Here is a 19,774-nt window from a genome sequence, read left to right as displayed (position 1 = left end):
GCATAGCGCTGGAAGCGGCTTGGTCACGCCCGGTCATTCAGCAAGTGAGTTTGAGCGATCAAACAGCGCCGTTCATACAGAATGACCCAGCCGCCCTGGCAGTGCCGGAGATGCCGGTTCCTTCTTCCAACGGCTCCCTCGACCTGTCGGCCACCCCTGCGGTTGCCCCGCTGGATCTGCCCACACCGCAATTCCAAGCCGATTATGAAGGTCCTCGGCGCACTTCGACCCGGCCGGTGGACAATAGCCGTATCCTGACGGCAGACCGCTACATCGTCGGCATCCTCGAAACCGGTATCAACAGCCAGATTGGCGGGGATACGACTGGAACGGTCATCATCCAGACAGCCCGTGACGTATTCGGCTATCACGGCCGGAACATCCTGGTTCCCAAGGGCTCGCGCCTGATCTGCGATTACGCGCCCCCCGAGGACATGGGCAGTTCGCGCCTGGCGCTGACCTGTCAACGCATTCTTCTTGGTGGCCATCGTGCAGAGATCCGGCAACTGAATTCGCCGCTCGGCGATGTGCAGGGCCGCCAGGGCGTGACCGGCGATGTCGATAAGCGCTTTTGGGAACGCTATGGCACGGCCTTCCTGCTGACCGGCATTTCGACCGGGGTGCGCCTGTCCGCGGCCACCACGAAAACCGAAGACCGAGACGGCTCTGTCGCCGTTGAGGCCGCAGAGAAAGCCGCCGAAGAGCTTTCGACGCGGTTCGGCGAGATCACCGCCAAGGTTTTGGAAGAATCCCTTTCCCTCAAGCCGATTATCACGATCCCGCAAGGCACAAGGATTCAGATCCGCCCTGCGACGGATTGGTACATTGCAAGCGTGGAGTAATAGAGATGAAGCGCATTAGCCGTGTATTGCTTCTGTCCTCCGCATTCGCCCTGCCGGTTCTTCCGGTTCTGGCGACGGAACAGCAGGAGCCCCCTGGAGAGCCCGCCGGGGACCTTCAGGAGATGGTTCAGAAGGTCAAGATCGTTACCCGGGCCAACGCAAATCTGAAGGTGCCGGAGAACGAGCCCTCGCCGTTCGATCTCATGTTGGAGGAAGTCCCTGGCGCAACGCGCGATCTGACCGAAGGGGTCACGGCCAAGGCCTTTGCGCGCTATGTCGCCATCGAGGACCGTCTGATTGGTCAAGTCGTGCTGAGCGCGGTCGAAAAGGACGGGCGTATCGAGCCTCTGAACGCCCACGACTTCGCCACGCAAATGGATCTTGAACAGCCGGAGATCGATCCGAGCAAGCCGATCACCGTTGAAGGCAATCAGACGGAATTGATTGCCGCCTTGCGCCGTCTCGCCGAGAAGCCGGAAGAAGAGAAGAAGGAAGAGAAAAAAGAGACGGCTGCTGCCGAAGGCACGTCCTCCAGCGCCGGTACCGGTGCCGGGTCCAACGCCGGACAGAACCCCGATGCGGCCTCCTACAAGAACCCCGAACCGCTCGATATCAAGGACACGCCACCGCCGACTGTCCGCGTAACTAACGACGGCTGCGATATTCGCGTTGACCTGGCGCAAGGCTACGCCATCCAGCAAAGCCGGGTCGAAACAATCGAGAACGGCAAAACCAGCTACACGCCCTGCGAGGACGGCAATGACCGCTTCAAGATCGAGCGAAGCTATGCCGCTTGCACCGATGCCGTGGATCTGGAAGCCCGGCGTGCGACTGCACGCTATGTCCAATACTATGTGGACAGGGGCGGTAGCCGTCGAGAAGTGACGGAATGCACCCCCGATGAGGAGCGGATTTTCCCAATCGTCGAGAAGCGCGATTCCTGCTCCGTCTTCCTCGATTATTCCTCGCTGCAGGCGGTTCCGCGCGCGGCGCTGGTGTACCGCAACGCCAACAATGCCGAAGTGCAAGTTCGTGGCTGCGAGGCTTCGACCGAAGTTGCGGCCGTGCCCATGGTCTCGACGACGGATGGCTGTTCGATCCGTCACGACTTCGCCGCCGGTCGGTCCCACCAGCTCGGCCGACATCAGTACGAAATGGATGGCGTGATCTGGCAGGCCGACGCCTGCTCGGACAACGGCACCACCTATCCTCACGAGAAGGTCTACCAGAACTCGGCCGGCGCCTATATCTGCTCGCCGATCATCGACCAGGCTGGCTCGACCGTGACGATGCAAAGCCGCCTGCGAATCCGTGTCGATGGTATGGAGCAATACATCACCGACTGCACTCCGGACACCACCGGAACCGCCATCATTGCGACGACGGAGGGCTGCGAGAATCCCGCGACCTGGGAGCATGACTTCTCTGCCGGGATCTCCTATGCCCGTGAGCGGCATTACTACATGCGCAATGGCGTGCGTGAGTACATCACGAGCTGCCAGAACAGCACCACCACCTACACCCATCAGATCGAAACCGTAGGCTGGCAGAACCATGACGGCCAGCGCTATGCCTATCCGCTCTCGACGGTCTACATCACGCCGCCTTCAGGCCGTTTCAACATCAAGTCCGGCGAGGTTCTGCAGGGCGCAGCGCAGGTGCCCTACATCTTCGAGCGCAACCAGAATATCGGCACCGGCAAATGGTCCGAAATCACCGGCTGTTCCGGGTTCCAGGAAGTCGAAAGGTTCGAGGTCTACAAGCGCCCCGACGAATCGGAAGTCTCCTACAAGATCGGCATGGGTCAAGAGGGGCCGGTAGAGTCCTGTCAACCGACCGGGCATTTCGTTTCGCGCACATGGATCAAGCCGTTGGCGTCCGATATCTGCTGGGCGGTTAACGATACAAGAGGCGTGCGCAATTTTTCGGTCTCGATACCCCGGGCAACTGGTGCCGTGCGCCAAGTTGTCGAGCAAACGGCACCCGTCCGTGTAAATCCCAATCAAGAATATTTCCTTGGTGAATGGGTAACGACTTGGCAAACCCCCTCAAATCCCCATCCCACGTACCGAGAGGAGCAGGAGTATATCGGAGATTACGAGAATGGCGGCGGGATACACCGTGTTTACTATATTAGCAATCCGAAACATCCCACAAATGGATGGGGGCCGAATGCCATTCCGACAGGTGGTGTCGGACATTGCTACAGTGACAGCACTACTGAAGATCTGGCACGGCATCAAAATATCTCAACTCCTGTAACGAAAACCTGTTGGACCCGCACGCCAGGCATTCCCGGCGGCGATGAGGCGGAAGTCTGCGCCCCTGGCACGTGGTGACGGGCGGACCCGGCATGTCCAATCCCCTCTTCGAGAGCATTCTCGAACCGCTGAAGCGGTATTACGGAGACTCACAGACCGTGGAGATCCGTATGAGCCGCCCGCACCAGGTGGTGACGGATCGCCGTGGTGAAGGAAAGCGCGTGGTCGAGGACCACGCGCTGACCCAAGCCGTAATCGAAACCATCGCCAAGAGCCTGGGCAACCTCAACGGCCTGAACTTCGAGGATGACAAGAGCCCCAAGCTCTCCTGCATCCTACCGGGCGGCCATCGCTTCGAGGTCCTGGTCGGTTCTTCCGTGCGGACCGGCCTCAGCCTGGCGATCCGCTGCAAGCATCCCTTCACGCCGACCTGGGAACAGGTCGGCGTGTCGCCGGCAATCCGTGAATATCTGATCGGGGTGATCCGGTCGGAAGCGAACATGATCATTTCCGGCGCGACCAATACCGGCAAGACCACGCTGCTGAACAAGCTGCTGACGGAGATCGACCCGAACCGGCGCGTTGTCGCGGTCGAGGACACGCCGGAACTGCATATCGAACCCTTCTGGGATGGTGTCGGCCTGATTGCGGCACGCGAGGCCGGAACCGGCTCGGGTATGCTCGACTGGCGCCAGCTCTATGATCACCTAATGCGCATTACTCCTGATCACATCCTGTTCGGGGAGATCTCCACACAGAACGCCTTTGCCGCCCTGGCCGCGCTCAATTCCGGCGTGACCGGCTTCATGTGTACCATCCACGCCGAAAGCCCCTGGCAGGCGATCCATCGCAAGTTCGACCAGAACATAGCCTGGTCAGGTGCGACCATGCCGCGCGTGTCCGAATTCCTGTCTGAGCTGGTTGATGTGGTGGTCCAGATCAAGCGCGATGCCGATGGCTGGCGCCGCATCACCGATATCTGGGAGCCGCGCAAGGACCGCTGGGTGCTGAAGGACGGCCAGGAGGTCGAGGCATGATCTACCGCCTTTCCTTGCTGGCCATCTTCGCTGCAACGCTGGGTGCCATACTTCTCCAATGGCATTTGGCGGTGGGGTTCAACGCGGCAGATCCGGCCTGGTGGCAATGGGTGATCAGTTCCGCCGTCCATCCAGCAGGCCTCCCGGCGGAACTGACCAGGGCGATGTTCTGGACCGGCGCCGGCGGCATCGTGGCCATGCTCGTTCTGCTGACCGTGGCCACACGCGCCCAGCACCGCACCATTGCCGGCGACCGCTCGAAGGAAGAACTGCACGGCTCGGCCCGTTGGGCGAAGAAGTCCGATGCGAAGGCCACAGGCCTGCTTGAGGGCAAGGGCGTGGTCGTCGGAGGCTGGCAGGGCCTTTTCGGTACGAAGACCTTGCGTCATGACGGCCCCGAACACGTCATGGCGTTCGCGCCCACCAGGTCGGGCAAGGGTGTCAGCCTGATCCTGCCCACCCTTCTGACCTGGACGGAAAGCGTCTTCGTGCTGGACATCAAGGGTGAGAACTTCGCCCTTTCCGCCGGATGGCGCGCCTCCCTCGGTCACCGCATCCTGAAATTCGAGCCGACCGCCCAGGAGGGCTCTGTACGCTTCAATCCGCTGGCCGAAATCCGCCTCGGCGACGGCCGCGAGATTGCCGATTGCCAGAATATCGCGGCCATGGTCATCGACCCCGATGGCAAGGGCCTCAAGGATTATTGGGCCAAGGAAGGTTGGTCTTGGCTCTCCGTCATCCTGCTTCACGTCCTCTACCGCATCCAACGCGACGAAGGCCGAACGGCCTCTTTCGAGGACGTGAACAATTTCGTCTCCGGCATTACCGCCGAAGACGAAGGCGAGGACAACTTCACCGAACTGCTCGACGACATGATTGCCTTCGAGCATGGGGTGGAGCATGTGGACAAGGAAGTCCGGCGCGGCGCCACAAGAATGAAGATGAAAGCCCCGCAGGAACGTTCCGGCGTCCACTCCTCGGCCATTACCGAGCTGGCGCTTTATGCGGACCCGATCATCGCCAGGAACACGGCCACCAGCGACTTCCGTCTTGCGGATCTGATGGAAGGCGACAAGCCGGTTGCCTTCTACCTGGTCGTGGCACCCAGCAATATCGACCGCCTACGACCGCTCACCCGTATCATCGTCAATCTCATGATGAGGCGGCTGACCGAACGCATGGAGTTCGAGGGCGGCCGCAGCGTCGCCAGCTATAAGAACCGCCTGCTGTTGATGCTCGACGAGTTCACCAGCATCGGCAAGCTGGAGATCTTCGAGCGCGCGCTGGCCTTCATCGCCGGATACGGCCTGAAGGCCTTCATCATCGTCCAGGACATCAGCCAGCTTCAGCAGGCCTATGGCCGCGATGAATCCATCATGTCGAACTGTCATGTTCGCGTGGCCTTCGCGCCCAACAAGATCGAGACGGCCAAGGTGTTGAGCGACATGGCCGGGCGGACGACGGTCATTCAGAAGAGAAGCACCCGTTCCGGCCGACGCGGCGAGATCGGTTCGGTGAACGAAAGCCTTCATGAAACCGGGCGTCCCCTGCTGACGCCCGATGAATGCATGCGCCTTCGCCTGATCGGCAGCCGCAAGCGGTGGTTCGGGCTCTTCGGCAAGAAGGTCGCCGTGCCCGGCGAGGCGTTGACCTTCGTTGCCGGTGCCCCTCCGATCCGGGGGCGCCAGGCCCTGTATTTCCAGGACAAGGAACTGCGCCGCCGCGCCGCGATACCGGCGCCGATTATGGGCGACAACAGCAAGAAAGAAGGGGAAGCAGCATGAGTGACGATCCCAAAGACAAAGCCGCTGTGAGTGAAGAGAGCTACCTGAAGCTGGCCGCCGAGGCCGCTTCCGAGGCCGCCGTCAAGGGGCCGGTGCCGGTCGATCCCGACGTTGCCGAGCTGATGGGCGCCTTCCAGGAAGACGCCCTGTCTGAAGAAGACGCCCTGGATAGCTTCTTCGACGGACTCGACCCGACTGCCGAAGAGGAGAGCGGCGATGAGTAATTTCCGCAATCAGGTCGTCGAGGAGCTGATAAAGCATATCGAGGCCGGTACGGCTCCCTGGCAGAAGCCATGGGAGCCCAATGCGATCCGCACAGCCCCCTTCAACCCCGTAACCGGCAAGAGCTATCGCGGCATCAATGCTTGGTGGCTGGAGATGCGCGGCTATTCCGATCCGCGCTGGATGACCTATCGCCAGGCGAAAGCTGCAGGCGCCCAGGTGATGAAGGGCGAAAAGGGAACACTGGTCGAATACTGGAAATGGACCGAAAAGGTTCCGATGCTGGACGAGGAGGGAAATCCCGTCCTCGATGCCGATGGCAACCAGCGCAGCCGGGAATACCGCCTCGACCGGCCCAAGGTATTCCACGCCGTGGTGTTCAACGCCCAGCAAATCGAAGGCCTGGAGCCCTATAAGGCGCCAGAGCCCACCTTTGCACCCGACCAGCGCGCCGAGGAGGTTTTGGCCACCTGCGGTGTGCAGATTCTGCACGACCAGGCCGACCGGGCTTTCTACACGCCGATGCAAGACCGCATCCACATGCCGCCGAAAGAGGCTTTCAAAGAGGCCTATGAATACTATGCCACGGCGCTTCACGAACAGGGGCACGCCACCGGCCATAGGAACCGCCTTGCTCGTGAGTTCGGCCCCTTCGGCACCGAGGCCTATGCGAAGGAAGAGCTGCGCGCAGAGATGGCCAGCTTCATGGTTTCCACGGAGCTGGGCCTTGGCCACTACCCCGACCGCCACGCCAGCTACTTGAAGTCGTGGCTGCGCGTGCTGAAGGACGATCATAACCTTCTCTTTGCGGCGGCGCGTGACGCCGAGCTGATCCGCACATGGATCATGGAGCCTGAGAAGCGCCAGGAGCTGGCCGCGCAGCTGAGCCAGGCGCCGGAAAAAGGCAAGGCCGAGCAGAAGGCGATGGCTATGGATCAAAGCATCACCTGGGATAATTGGCCGATCCTCGCGGCCAGGCATCTGGGCCTGTCCGATGAAGCCGCGGTGAGGGCCTGGGAATTGAAAGGCGAAGGAGCCGCCTACGCAAAGCTGGTGGCCGAACTGCCGCAGGTCGATTGGACCTATCATGAAGCGGCCAAAGAAACGCCCGTCATCGAAGAACCCGGCCCGCGAGACCCCGCAATAGCCAGGCTGCAATACCAGATGATGAACGATCTTGAATCCCTCTCCGATCTTCTTGCCGGTCAATCCCGGCAGCATGGGGAGATGGTTTCACTCATTTGGGACAAATTCTGTTCCAAGGACCTTCTGTGGGGGCCTGACAACAAACCGTTCGATCGCTACGTTCCCGCCGGGAAGCGCAGAATCGAGCTACTGTCCAGACTGGCAGCCAATCCGGTTGAGGCACTTCGTGCCGAGATCCCGCAGAACTCCCCAGCCCCACAGAAGACTGGGCAGGAGATGGCCGCTGATCCGCAGATCCCCGCTGCACCTTGGCCGGGCTTGACCGCCAAGGTCCTGGGCCTCACGGACGAAGCGAAGAAGTTTCAACAGCTCGCGGCCGAACTACCGAAGCTCGACTGGTCCGTCATAGGCGGCGCACCTGGAGGTCCCGAGGACCTGGCGAAGCTCCAAGCGGAAACCCGGAAGTTCAACCGTCTGGAAGCCATCTCCGTTTCGCTGTCCGGCCAATCCCGCCAGCACGCCGAACTGGCCTCACTGATCTGGGATTCGTTCTGCCCTACGCACCCGGATTGGACGCCGGAAACCCTCCGCTTCGAGGGCTATGTTCCGGCAGCGGAGCGCAAGAACGAGCTGTTGGCCAACTTGTCCGTTGCACCGGCGGAAGCGTTGCAGACCAAGATCGGGCAACAGGCCTCAGTCCAAGAGCCGGTCGAGCTGCGTGCGGAGATCCAGAACCAGGCCCGGGAAGCGAATACTCCTGACTGGACGGAACAGGATAAGGAACTGGCGGCGCGCGAGGGATGGCGCCTTGAGATCAATCCGGCTGACGGCAATCTCGATATCCTGCTTGCCGACGATCCGGCCGGATTGCGGAGCAATACCGAAGCCCGCCTTTTCGTGATGAATCGGCTCCAGGCCGGCGATGCCCTCGCCGCGAGGGCCGCCGAACTTCTCGTGAAGAACGGTTCTCCTCATATCGACCAGCACGATATCGACATCGTGAACAGCCTCGGCGGCTATCCGGTCAAGGAGCGCCAGCGTGCCGCCGCCTACGATTTCGCGGCCTTCGACAAGGCGATGGCTTATGTTGAAAGACACGCCAAACGCATGGATTTCGAGGAGTTTCCCGGCGAATTCGTGCGGGCGCGTCTTCGGGCCAAATATATCGATCTGTGCGACGAGATCGCCTCGGGCAAGGAAGCGCCCGGTGACCTCATGGCAGAAGTCCACCGACGCTATTGCACGGATACGCTCAGCAAGGAAGTGGCGTATTGGTCCGTTATCGAACAGGCCAAAGAGCTGAGCCATCAGCGCGCGCGGATATATCTGGATGTGCCCTTTGCCCAGAAGGATCTCGCCAAGGCGGCGGGTGCGGAATGGGACATGGAACGCAAAGCCTGGTTCGTCCCACCCGGAACCGATACCGAACCTTTCCAGCAATGGATGAAGGCCCCTGACCAGGCCCCGGCCGAGAGCCAGGAAAAGCAGCAGGGTGCCGCGCCCGCGCAGGAGCCGTCTGTCTATCTTACCGTTCCCTTCGAGGAGAAGGATCTGGCCAAGGCCGCTGGGGCCAAGTGGGACAAGGATCAGAAAGCCTGGTTCGTTCCCGCCGGCACCGATCTCGAACCGTTCAAGCAGTGGCTGCAGGTCCCTGACCAAGCCCCGGCTGAGGAACAGCAAATGCCGAACACGCCATCGGTTTATCTGGATGTCCCCTTTGCTGAGAAAGAACAGGCCAAAGGCATGGGCGCTAAATGGGACCCTAAGGTAAAAGCTTGGTACGTCCCTGACGGCGTTGATCCCGAAGCTTTCGCCAAATGGAAACCGGGCCAAGAAGGTCAGGAAAGAACCCCGCCGTCTGCTCCCGTCTCGGAATGGCTCCAACAGAAGCTCGACAGTGAGCTTGCCTTAGCCAAGAGCCTGGGTGTGGTTGATGAGATTGAACGCTCCGCTGCCGAAGGCAAGACAGCAGCCCAAGTGGTGGAACGCCTGGGCGATAAATTGGAAAAGGTCGTTGAACTGGCTCAGATCAATGGTGAACCGGGGAAACCGATCAATCACAAGCTGGAATTCGTCCGGAATATCCGTGGCGCCCTAGGCATTCCCCCTGTTGATCAGAGGGAAGACTTTTCCGCATGGCTTGCGGCCTATCAAGCCAGAACGAATGAACAGCAGAAAGAGCCTCCCTCGCAGCAAGGCGCAAAGAGGATCTATCTCAATGTTCCCTTCACAGAAAAGAACCAGGTCAAGGCCGCTGGCGCCAGGTGGTCCCGTAAGGAGAAGTCCTGGTACGTTCCGCCGGCACATCCGGACCCTGAGGTCTTCAAGCGGTGGATGGGGGCACAGAAGGCCCCGGAGCGGAAAATTGATCCAAGCGAAGAATTCGCCGCCGCCTTGAAGGAATACGGCCTGATTCTCGAAGGTCCGCCCAGCATGGACGGCAAATGGCATCGCGTGGCCGTCGAAGGCGACAAGAAGGGCCAGAAGAGCGGCAGCTACCGCGCCTTCCTCGATGGCCGACCCGCCGGTCAGATCATGAACTACCGCAACGGCGATAAACCCGTCAAATGGGTGGCGACCGGCAATCGCCTCGATCCAGAGGCATTCGAACGACTGAAGGCCGAATCCGCCGAACGCAAGGCACAGCAGCAGATGGACTTGCAGGCGCAATATCGTCAGGTGGCCAAGCGCGTTTATGGCATCTTCGTCAATGCCGAACCTGCACCCGACAAGCACCTTTACTTGCAGACCAAGGGCGTCCCGCCGGGAGACCTGAAGGTAGACGAGAAAGGGAATCTGCTGGTCCCCATGCGCGACGTGAAAGGCTACCTTTGGAACATCCAGAAGATCGAACCAGGCGGCACGAAGACCTTCACGAAGGACGGCCGCATGACCGGCCTCATGCACGTCATCAAGGGCAACAGGAAGGGGCCAACCATCGTGGCCGAAGGCTACTCCACAGCTGCCACCCTCCACGCCGCCACCGGCCTGACCGTCGTCGTCGCTTTCAATGCCGGTAACCTCGAACCCGTGGCCAGGGAACTCAAGAAGGCCGTCCCGGAGCTCGATCTGGTGATTGCCGCCGATGATGATCACAAGCTCGAACTCAAAAATAAGCCCAATGTCGGCCTTCTGCGCGCGGAACAAGCCGCCCAGGCGGTCGGCGGCCGCGTCATCGCCCCGCCCCTGCTGCAGGGCGAGAAACTGCAAGGCCTGACCGACTACAACGACTTGGCCCGCAAGCGCGGTCAGAAGGAATTCAAGACCCTGGTGGCCGAACAATTGGGCCTCGAACCGCAGAAAGCCCGCAAGGTCAAACAGCCCTCCCAGCTCCGCCAGCAACCGGCGGAAATGGCGGTATAGGGATTCCTGGCGGCGGCTCGTCTCGGGCCGCCGCCAATGCTGGCAACAGGCACCGCAAGCCGCTAGAATCCACTTATGAAATGAGGAGAAAGAGAGATGCCGAAGAGCTATCTGAGCGAGGAAGAGAAACAAGGCTTGTCCCAGAACGCAATCTTCGCTGCCGAATCGCAAGCGGCAGACGACGCCGGGGACGAAGAAACGTCCTGGGCGTGGCTGGCATTGGCGGAACTGCCTGCCCATGCGCTGCTGGCGCTGAAGCGCACCCGTGGTGCCGATTTCATTCGTCAGAAGGGTCTACGCACTGAAACGGCGGAACAGGCCTATGGCAAGGACTGGCTCGACCGCAATTTCTGAGGCCTTTCTATGAAAGATCCCATTGACACGCTGGATCGCCTGTTCCTGCGTGAAAAGCTCCTGGTCGTCGAAAGAGACAGGACGCCGCCGGCGGAAAAACTTCGTCAAAACCGGACGCGCATAGCCGATCACGTCCGCCAGCTCGGCAAGAGCGGCGACCTGAACCAGATCCTCGCCGCCGAGCGGCATTTCCTTGAAAACGACTTGGCGCAATACGCCAATAGCGGTGCGATGAAGGGCAGCCTCGACACTGCCTTGGCCGAACTTTCAGCCGCCGAGAAGCTTATGGGCAAGATCCGCGACCCGGAGGCCTATCGCCATGTCGATGAAAGCCATTCCCTGCCCAAGAACCGCAAGGGCGGCCTGCCCTATGACGAGGCCCGCCAGTTCTTCAGCGCACATGCCGCCCGCCTGCTGAACATGGACAAGTCCCGCCTCGATGCCGAGGAGAAGAAAATCGTCGAGATCCGCAAGCAGAACATGCGCGCCGCCGACAGGCTATATGTGGATCTCCAGCGCCAGGCGCTCGGCCTAACGGCGCCAACGAAGGTCAAGGGCCAGGGCCTGGAACTCTAGGCTTTGTCCCGCTACCACAGCATGACGAGACTCCCGGTATGCCTTCCGACCGACATCAGGTGAAGACCTATCTCGACGACAAGGAAAAACAGCGGCTTGAAGAGCTGGCCGATCAGGTCAAGCTCAAACATTCCGAACTTATCCGCCGCCTGATCATGGGGTATCGACTGCCCAATGCAGGTGACTTGGCGGCCTATCAGGGCATCCGCGACCTCATGAAGGTCAATGCGGATCTCGCACGCCTGGGCAACCTTTTCAAGCTGGCGCTGGACGAGGCGCCGCCCGAGGAGCTGATAGCCAAGCTTGACGCCATCGCCGACGAAATTGCCGAAACGCAACGCGAGCTGAAGGCCTGTGCACGCACGATCCACGGCACCGTGAAGCGGATCAGGGCATGATTGCCAAGAAGGTTCCCAAGCAAGCAGATATCCCCGACAACTTCACCCGTCTGGGTGAGTATATCGCGGCGGCCGAGGAGGAAGGCGAAAAGCTCGATCACTTCTGGATTCGCAACTGCGACTCCGGCACCGGCCTGGAAGACCTCGACCTGGCGCTGGCCGAGATCGAGGCCGTCAGGAAGATGCGCCCGACGGTGGCCAACCAGACCTATCACCTGGTCGTGTCGTTCCGCCCTGATGACCGGGAGAAACTGTCGCGTGAGGATCTTGCGGACATCGCCCAGGCCTACGCCGAGGGGCTGGGTTTCGGCGAACATCAATATGTCGCCGGCACCCATGTCAACACCGACAATTTCCACATGCATCTCGCCTTCAACAGGGTGCATCCGCATACCCTGAAGACCCACAATCCCTTCCGGGATTTCATTGACTTGGCCAGAGTCTCTCGGGAGATGGAACAGAAATACGGCCTTGTCATAGATCGCGGCATGACCGACCGCCACCCCGATGGCAAGGACAAGGGCTTAAGCCCGGAGGCACAGGACTTCGAGCGCCATACATGGCAGCAATCCTTTCAAAGCTATATGCAGGAACACAAGACGGAGATCCTGGCCACGATCACCGGCAACGACAATTGGCAGGCCGTGCATCAGGCGCTATCCGAGTACGACGTGTCCCTGCGCCTGCGCGGCAACGGCATGGTCTTCACGCCCTTGAGCGGCAAGCAAGGCATGAAAGCCAGCTCACTTGATCGGTCGTGCAGCAAGAAGGCGCTGGAAGGCCGCCTGGGGCCATTCGAGCCGCCTCTGAAAGGCTTGGAAAACGAGAAGTCGGGAGAGAGAGAGCTTCCACCAGCACCGCCCGTCCCAGGCAGCGCACAGGCACCAACAGCCCGGGAGAAGCAGCCTGCGCCAACCGGCAGAGAAATCCCGGCAGCACCGAATGGGCGGAAAAGCCAAACAGCGCCCTCCACTGGTCACAGCGCGCCGTCACCAGTTGGCAGGGAAGCCCCCTCCTCCCCAACCGGCCAGGACAGGAATCCAGAACCGAAACACCGTTACGAGGCGAAGCCGCTTCTTGCGAAGCACCCGGCAACGGCGCAGCTATGGAATAGGTTTCTAGCGACGAAGTCTCCGACCCGCAAACGCTCGACCTTGCTAAGCCGTACCGCCGCCAACTGGAAATTGTTCCTGCTAGGTGAAGCTTATAAAGACCCGCTGGCGATGGTCTTGATCCTTGCGCATCAGGAACTGCTCGCCACGATTTTCGAGGAGGCCTCGCCGGTGAAAGGCCCTCGACCGGCGCCGAAGATCGTAGCACCGGCACTTGCGGCCTGGCGCGAGAAAGGCGAATGGAAACCGCCGCATAAAGAAGCTGCCCAGGGCAAAGAAAGGGAGTCCGGTTTATCGAAAGTTTCTCCGGCCGTGGTACACCGCGCGGCCGCTGTGGCGACACCGGAAGACCAGGACCTGGTTGTTGGCCGACGCAGCATTCCAATGCTTGATGATGCCGGGAATACCATTCTCCCCGTGCGCAACGAGCAGGACATTATCGTCGGATTGCGGCTGATCTCCACAGATGGCCGAACCCTCGAACTCGGAACCCCTGCAACGCCCACTAGGAAGAAGCTAAGCCGGGAGATCGGCGACGACGGCTTAAGCATGTAGAGCTAGCTGGACCGGGCGACCATCCGCGTCCTGCACTCCCCATTCTCAAGCTGGGCGAGTTGTTCCAGGAATCGACGGGCGCGAACATCCCAGCAACCGCAAACGCTCTGCACGATAAACTTAAGCCGCTCATGTCGCGCCACCCAAAGAGGCGTGGCGCCCACCAACTCCGGATGCAGTTCCATAAGGTCACGGGCATACTCGGAGAAGTTCACCCTTTCAGGAAGACGCCGGGGGCCATGATAGGCGTCCAGCACGAGAGGAACATTCCAGTAATCAAACCCGTCAATGCGATAAATGGGAATAGCCCACACACGCCCCCACTGTCCGTCAGGCCGTACTATCACCTCGCGCACCGTATAGCGATGTTCCTGATGGGCCATGGATGCAGGATGGTTCTCATTGCCAGCCTCATACCTGCCCGTTTTTCGGATCGCCGGTAGCACCTCGGAGGTGACCCAGCGGCGGAAGCGATGCTGTATCGTTCCATGTGTTGTTGCCTTTCGGCTCCGCAGGATCAAGGTATACAAGCCCGATTCCGAAACGATGATGAATTCACGCTCCTGCTTCACACCGTTGGAGCTGATGTTAGTTAAACTCACCTTAGACCGCTCGTCCTCATCAAGGCGTTCAATCGCCCTAATTGGCTGCTGGACATCCAACACAGCACAAACGTCAGCAGCGACGAACCACGGTTCACCATCGCGTTGAATAGAACGAACCGGTTGGTCCTCGAAAACAAAGGATGTCACCTGGGCCATGGCTTTTACCGGATATCGAAGATACCCCAATATTACGGGAAATAGCTGACTTTTCCAGGCCTGCTATCCTCTGTCGTGAGATTGAAGTTGCTCTGAAAGCAACTCAACCATCGACCCTTTCTCCCTTCCAATAGAAGCATTTTCTGAATGTCGTCACCAGGCGAAGCCTACCCGTTGAGCACGGCTCTGCCGTGCGAATAAGGCAGGATGGCTGTCGGGTAGTACTACCCGACCTATCCTGCCCCCTGGACGACAGGCGAAATCGGACGAAGATCGACAATCTCCGGCAATCTTCGGCAAACTCCGGCAATCTCCGACACATTAAACGAAATCAATGACTTGGAAGGTCCAACACCTTGGCCACAGTGGCTGCTTTCCGCTTGCCACTGGGCTACCCTTACGAGTAATGAGGACGGTCTGTCATAAGGATGTCTCCGTTGCTTCTTCAGGTACGCCTCTAATGCTCGTCGCGCTTTACGCACGCCATTCCACCGACAAGCAGTCGAGATCCACCCAGGACCAGGTTGCCCGCCTTCGTCAGTATTGCGATAGCCACGGCTATACCGTGGCCGACGTTTTCATTGATGAAGCCAAGTCAGGCTCCCACCTGCAGAACCGGCGCGGCATCCGGCGGCTGCTGTCTGTTGCCGTCGAGGATTGTTTCGAGCGGATTGTTACGGAGGATCTGTCGCGCATCAGCCGCGACCAGGGCGATATCGCCGCCTTCTTCAAGAAGATGTCCTTCCTCGGCATCACGATTGAGACCGTGACCGAAGGCGTGGTGAACGAGCTGCATATCGGCCTCAAAGGCACGATGAATGCCCTCTACCTCAAGGACCTGGCCGACAAGACGCACCGGGGAATGATCGCCTCTGTGCTGGGCGGCGCCGTACCCGGCGGACAGACCTACGGCTATGACGTGGTTCACCAGCTCGACGAACGCGGCGAGCCCATCCGAGGACTGCGAAAGATCAATGAGGAACAGGCAAGAATCGTCCGAAGGATCTTCACCGACTACGCCTCCGGCAAGACCCTGAAGGCGATTTGTGCACACTTGAACGCCGAAGCCATCGAGGCGCCGAAAGGCGGTCAATGGGCGCCCACCAGCCTGGTCGGAACCCTCGCACGCAAGTCAGGATTACTGCGCCAGACCCTCTACAAGGGTATCGTCACCTTCAACCGCATGGCCTACCGGAAACATCCTGAAACGGGCAAGCGGGTCTCTGTGCTGCGGCCGGAGAGTGAATGGATTCAGGTTCCGATTCCCGAGCTGGCCATCATCGACGATGAGCTTTTCGAGAAGGTCCAGGCGATGCTCGACGAACGGTCGAGCCTGCGCGAGCAACGCATCCTCACCAACAAGGTGCTGACCCCTGAGGAAAAGGCGGCCCAGGCGGCCGAACGGCAGCGGGAGTGGCGAGCCAGGCAGTTGGCCAAGCCCCGCCGGGCCTTGCATACGATCATCAGCGGACGGCTCTACTGCAAGGAGCACGGCGCCAAGATAACCCAGGTCCATACGCGGGTCTATAACTGTCCGGTCAAGGGGTGCGGCAGCAGGAATATCAAGTTCGAAGCGATCATGCCGCTAGCCGTGAAAGCGGCCCTGCGCGTCGATGAGAGCACCATCAAAGCCCATTTCGAGAGTGAAGAGGTCCTCGCCGAACAAGCCCGACACCAGGCGGCAATTGACGAACTAAAGCCGCAGATCGAGGCGTTGCGCCTGGAAGTCCGCAACGTCATCGCCGCCCTCGGACAGCACAACCGCACGGCAGAGGTGCGCGCCTATTTCGAGGAAAAGTCGATGATGATCCGCAGGCTGAAGCTCACTGTCGAGAATCACCGGCGACAGATAGAACGTCTTAGTCATCCTTCACGGGTCGAGGACGTGCTGAAGCACTATCGTAATCTCCTGAAACGGCTGCAGGCCACGCCGACCGACCTGGAAGCGAACATGATCCTGCGGCCGATCATCCAGCGCATCACATTCGAATCGGTGTGGGATGCCTCAGAGGAGCGATGGCGCCGGGATTGCAGCGTCGAGCTGGACTATCAGAAGCTGCTCCGCCTGAAGGAGCCCTGAAAAAGAAAAAGCCCCTCCTGAGATAACCGGGAGGGGCTTTCAGCTTTTGGCCTCACTTATTGATCATGTCCTGCAGGATGGAAACGCGACGCTCGATGCGCTCAAGCGCCTGGTCGTCTTGCGCCTGGTTCAGGATCTCGGCGAAGCTCGCCAGGATCTGGCGGCGGCGGCGGTCGAAGACCTGGGCCGCGGCGGTTTCTTCGGCGCTGACTGGCGGCGGCGGAGGCGGCTTGCCTCCATCCAAGTAGGCCGCGACCAGATCGGCCACCAGCTCGGGCGCCGTTTTCCCTGCGGCCTCAGCTGCCGAATCGAGGGCGGCACGATCTGCAGGCTTGAATTGCACCAGTTTGGCGCGGCGGCGCGCCTCGCGCTCTGCTGGGGTCAAACGGGCCTCTCCTAGTCGGGGGCGCCCCCGTTTCTTACCTTCCTCCATTATCCTTCCTTCTCATGGCGGGGGCGGTACATCCCCCTCGCTTTGTGGCGGAAAGGGTGGATTATAAGCCTCTGCCTGCACCATGTCGTTACCTGCCAGACACAGGATGTAAACCAGCAGGATCGACAGGCATAGCGCCGCGCAAGCGATAAATCCGACAGTGAAAGACCCCCAATCCATGGCCCGCCCTCCCCTAGAGCCCTTCGGCTTTGCGGCGCTCGGCTTCAAGTCGCCAATCAAGCGAAACATCGCCATAGAAACGACAGTCGAAGTAATCCGACATGGAATCCGAATTATCGCGGTTATAGGCCTGTTGGATACTGCGGAGCGTTTCCATCAAGGCGTTGTATTCGCCGCTGCGCTGATCTGTGTAAGCGAAAGGCGGGTATGGGTCGTGGGGGTTTTCCTGGACCCAGGCCACATATTCAGGGCTCCAAAGGCGGAAACTTTCGGGCAAGGCGGTCACGGTGAGGTCAATGGAACCACCGCCGGAATAGGTGCTGGTCCGTACTGACACCTTCACCCCCTTGTCGATTTTCCCGGCCTTCTGCGCCTCTTTGATATCGGCACGAATACGCGCGGCAATTTCCTTGCGGCTCAAGCCCTTGGTGGCGTCGTACTTGGCGCCACGCACTTCGTTTGCCGGGTCGCAATAGGCTGGAGACGGGCGTTCATCCCTGGCCTTCTTTTCGGCCTTTTCGATCAGGGTCGCCATGGCATCAATCATATACATGGCCAGCGGCTCACGACCCACGGCATCATATCCGGCCTGACGGCGGGCAAGGGCCTGCTCGGCCTGCAGCTTGGCGGCGGCGGCTTGCTTCTCTTCGATGCGGCGGGAGTTCTTGTAATCGGCGAGGGAGACGATGACAGACATGGTTGCGTCCTCATTTTTTGTCACGTGACAATAATACTGATTCAAGATTGTTTTGCAACCTTTTTGTCACGTGACTAATTTATTGCCTGCCCTCCCCTTTCTTCCTCATCTGCGCGACTATTGTTTCTGCGTCTAGCGGTTGACGGTGGATAAGTGCAATCCAGGGCTGTCAATCCATATCGGAGTATCCTGCAAGCCGGATAAGTCGTCTTCAAGACCGATGATATGGCTCGGGAGCTCTGAAAACAACTCTGGATGGCGGCGGCGGTGGCGCTGCACGTCCAAAGCCTCGGTCATCTCGCGCGGGGCCGCACAGCGCTCTTCCTGTTGAATGGTAGCGGCGAAAAGGTCGAGCTGGATGCCTTGGTCCTTATTACGCACCAAACGCGGCAAGCGGCGGCGTGGGCTGATCTGTACCCGCTGCATAGGTGGCGCCATATCCTCGCCCTGCTCAATGGCCTGGGCATCGTAGTAATGCGGGCGCTTGGCCACTTCGGCGGCTTCAAAAGCATCGGCGAAAAGGGGAAACTTCTTTTCTAACCGCTTGCGAAGGTTCCGGCGCCGCGCCTCGGCCTTGCGCGCTGGCTGCCATCGCTTGGGCTCTGCGACAATGGCCGTCCACCCGTGGGCCCATCCTGAACCAAGCGCGATGGTGGGCGCGTGCGCCTGCCGAATTTCTTCTTCAAACGCGCGGTCAAGGACGGTACAGGCCCAAATAGTTCCATGCTCGTCTAGCGTTTCTCCTTCCGGTCTAGGTGTTGTGCGGAGGCTCCAGAAAACCGAGAGAACGGCCATGGATTTCGGCGCCGTCTTGCGCTGCTTAATCGTAGCCGGTTCGGCCTTCTGTTCTGTCGTCGGTTCCACCTGCCCCGGCACAATCCACCCACCGGGAGCAAAGGCGGGATCTTCAGCCATCTTTTTCAGACGCCATTCCCGAGATTCTTGTTTGATGCTCTTTGGCTTGTCGTTGAGCAAGGCCGCAAAAATCCTGCTGGCGGCGTCGTAGACTGACACGCCCCCAGGCACGTCCTGGTAATGGCTCCGATAGCCTGTCTCGCTGCAAAACGGCTTATCCAGATCCACGGCTGCAAACGTAAAGCCCTTAAGGATGGTCTGAAGTAGCCATGTATTTCCCCGGCATACCACCTAGCGCAACTTTTAAACTCGCCAAATGATCAAAAAACAATCAATTCGACGAGTATTTCTTACGTTTTCGCCACCCGGACCCCACTCCGGTGGCCATTTCCCGCATTACAGGCGCACCTCTCCTGCATTCGTCAGTAAATGTCGGCGCGCCATCCACAGGTTCGACAGAGCGAACAGCGTCATCAGTTGCGCCGTGTTCTTCGCCAGACCACGGAAGCGCACCTTCACATAACCGAACTGGCGCTTGATCACCCGGAACGGATGCTCGACCTTGGCTCGTACCTGAGCCTTGGCCTTCTCAATCTTGCGCTTGGCTTTGTACAAAGCACTGCGCTTATCAAGCTTCTTGTAAGTACTACGGCGGGCGGCGATCTGCCAGATGACCCCCCGGCCTTCATGTTCAGGGCGTTTCTCGACGCCGGTGTAACCCGCGTCGGCACCGACCATGTTCTCATCGCCGTGCAGCAGCTTATCGACCTGGGTGACATCGGCCACGTTGGCCGCCGTGCCCACTACGCTGTGCACCAGACCCGATTCGTCATCGGCGCCGATGTGGGCCTTCATGCCAAAATAATACTGGTTTCCCTTCTTGGTCTGGTGCATTTCCGGGTCGCGCTTGCCGTCCTTGTTCTTGGTCGAACTGGGCGCATTGATCAGCGTTGCATCGACGATGGTGCCCTGGCGCAGCGACAGGCCGCGGTCGCCCAGAGCCATTGATGACAGCGAGGATGCCGGCCGCCAGCTCGTGTTTCTCCAGCAAGCGGCGGAAGTTGAGAATGGTGGTTTCGTCGGGGATGCGCTCCAGGTTCAGCCCGGCAAACTGGCGC

At 59.9% G+C, this 19,774-nt stretch carries 15 protein-coding genes and 1 pseudogene; 11 read left to right on the top strand and 5 right to left on the bottom strand.

The annotated features are described in order from the left end of the window. Positions 1-50: 50 nt before the first annotated feature. From EPD66_RS21925 to traI, 10 genes are all read left to right on the top strand, one after another. On the top strand, positions 51-842 hold the full coding sequence (locus tag EPD66_RS21925) for a TrbI/VirB10 family protein (RefSeq protein WP_255448610.1): 792 nt from the start codon (positions 51-53) through the stop codon (positions 840-842). 5 nt (positions 843-847) lie between these two features. Beyond that, positions 848-3,181, top strand: coding sequence for a hypothetical protein (locus tag EPD66_RS21920; RefSeq protein ID WP_142850705.1), 2,334 nt, complete (start codon positions 848-850; stop codon positions 3,179-3,181). Positions 3,182-3,195: 14 nt separating this feature from the next. Beyond that, complete coding sequence (locus EPD66_RS21915; protein ID WP_142850704.1) at positions 3,196-4,140, top strand: ATPase, T2SS/T4P/T4SS family; 945 nt, start codon at positions 3,196-3,198, stop codon at positions 4,138-4,140. Beyond that, complete coding sequence (locus EPD66_RS21910) at positions 4,137-5,924, top strand: type IV secretory system conjugative DNA transfer family protein (protein WP_142850703.1); 1,788 nt, start codon at positions 4,137-4,139, stop codon at positions 5,922-5,924. The genes EPD66_RS21915 and EPD66_RS21910 overlap by 4 nt, the downstream gene beginning before the upstream one ends. Then, positions 5,921-6,148: a hypothetical protein gene (locus EPD66_RS21905; protein WP_142850702.1), complete on the top strand. Its 228-nt coding sequence runs from the start codon at positions 5,921-5,923 to the stop codon at positions 6,146-6,148. Before EPD66_RS21910 ends, EPD66_RS21905 begins: the two co-directional genes overlap by 4 nt. Next, positions 6,141-10,655, top strand: coding sequence for a DUF5710 domain-containing protein (locus tag EPD66_RS24710; RefSeq protein ID WP_142850701.1), 4,515 nt, complete (start codon positions 6,141-6,143; stop codon positions 10,653-10,655). The genes EPD66_RS21905 and EPD66_RS24710 overlap by 8 nt, the downstream gene beginning before the upstream one ends. Before the next feature lie 96 nt (positions 10,656-10,751). Beyond that, positions 10,752-11,009, top strand: a complete 258-nt coding sequence (locus tag EPD66_RS21895) for a hypothetical protein (RefSeq protein ID WP_142850700.1) — start codon at positions 10,752-10,754, stop codon at positions 11,007-11,009. 9 nt (positions 11,010-11,018) lie between these two features. Beyond that, on the top strand, positions 11,019-11,585 hold the full coding sequence (locus EPD66_RS21890; RefSeq protein ID WP_142850699.1) for a hypothetical protein: 567 nt from the start codon (positions 11,019-11,021) through the stop codon (positions 11,583-11,585). Positions 11,586-11,623: 38 nt separating this feature from the next. Then, positions 11,624-11,983: a conjugal transfer protein TraJ gene (locus EPD66_RS21885; RefSeq protein WP_142850698.1), complete on the top strand. Its 360-nt coding sequence runs from the start codon at positions 11,624-11,626 to the stop codon at positions 11,981-11,983. Beyond that, positions 11,980-13,650, top strand: coding sequence for a TraI/MobA(P) family conjugative relaxase (gene traI, locus EPD66_RS21880; RefSeq protein ID WP_142850697.1), 1,671 nt, complete (start codon positions 11,980-11,982; stop codon positions 13,648-13,650). Before EPD66_RS21885 ends, traI begins: the two co-directional genes overlap by 4 nt. A 2-nt stretch (positions 13,651-13,652) precedes the next feature. Here traI and EPD66_RS21875 read toward each other — a convergent pair whose 3' ends face one another. After that, positions 13,653-14,411, bottom strand: a complete 759-nt coding sequence (locus EPD66_RS21875) for a BRO family protein (protein WP_142850696.1) — start codon at positions 14,409-14,411, stop codon at positions 13,653-13,655. Between the two features lie 460 nt (positions 14,412-14,871). Here EPD66_RS21875 and EPD66_RS21870 point away from each other — a divergent pair, with 460 nt between their 5' ends. Continuing rightward, the gene (locus EPD66_RS21870) at positions 14,872-16,491 is read left to right on the top strand and encodes a recombinase family protein (RefSeq protein WP_185961565.1); all 1,620 of its coding nucleotides are present in this window, start codon (positions 14,872-14,874) and stop codon (positions 16,489-16,491) included. 52 nt (positions 16,492-16,543) lie between these two features. Here the strand turns inward: EPD66_RS21870 and EPD66_RS21865 are convergent, their stop codons facing one another. The 4 genes and pseudogenes from EPD66_RS21865 to EPD66_RS21850 all read right to left on the bottom strand — a co-directional run. Next, the gene (locus EPD66_RS21865; protein ID WP_142850694.1) at positions 16,544-16,876 is read right to left on the bottom strand and encodes a hypothetical protein; all 333 of its coding nucleotides are present in this window, start codon (positions 16,874-16,876) and stop codon (positions 16,544-16,546) included. Positions 16,877-17,117: 241 nt separating this feature from the next. Next, positions 17,118-17,801 carry a hypothetical protein gene (locus EPD66_RS21860; protein WP_142850693.1) on the bottom strand — a complete coding sequence of 228 codons (684 nt, stop codon included), beginning with the start codon at positions 17,799-17,801 and terminating at the stop codon, positions 17,118-17,120. A 132-nt stretch (positions 17,802-17,933) separates the two neighbouring features. Further along, positions 17,934-18,815, bottom strand: coding sequence for a hypothetical protein (locus EPD66_RS21855; RefSeq protein WP_142850692.1), 882 nt, complete (start codon positions 18,813-18,815; stop codon positions 17,934-17,936). Positions 18,816-19,052: 237 nt separating this feature from the next. Next, positions 19,053-19,774, bottom strand: a pseudogene (locus EPD66_RS21850) (IS5 family transposase); the annotation flags it as partial.

It is taken from the genome of Telmatospirillum sp. J64-1 (genome assembly GCF_006980715.1).
Classification (GTDB): domain Bacteria; phylum Pseudomonadota; class Alphaproteobacteria; order Rhodospirillales; family Magnetospirillaceae; genus Oleiliquidispirillum; species Oleiliquidispirillum nitrogeniifigens.
This window is presented reverse-complemented; position numbering and strand designations above follow the sequence as displayed.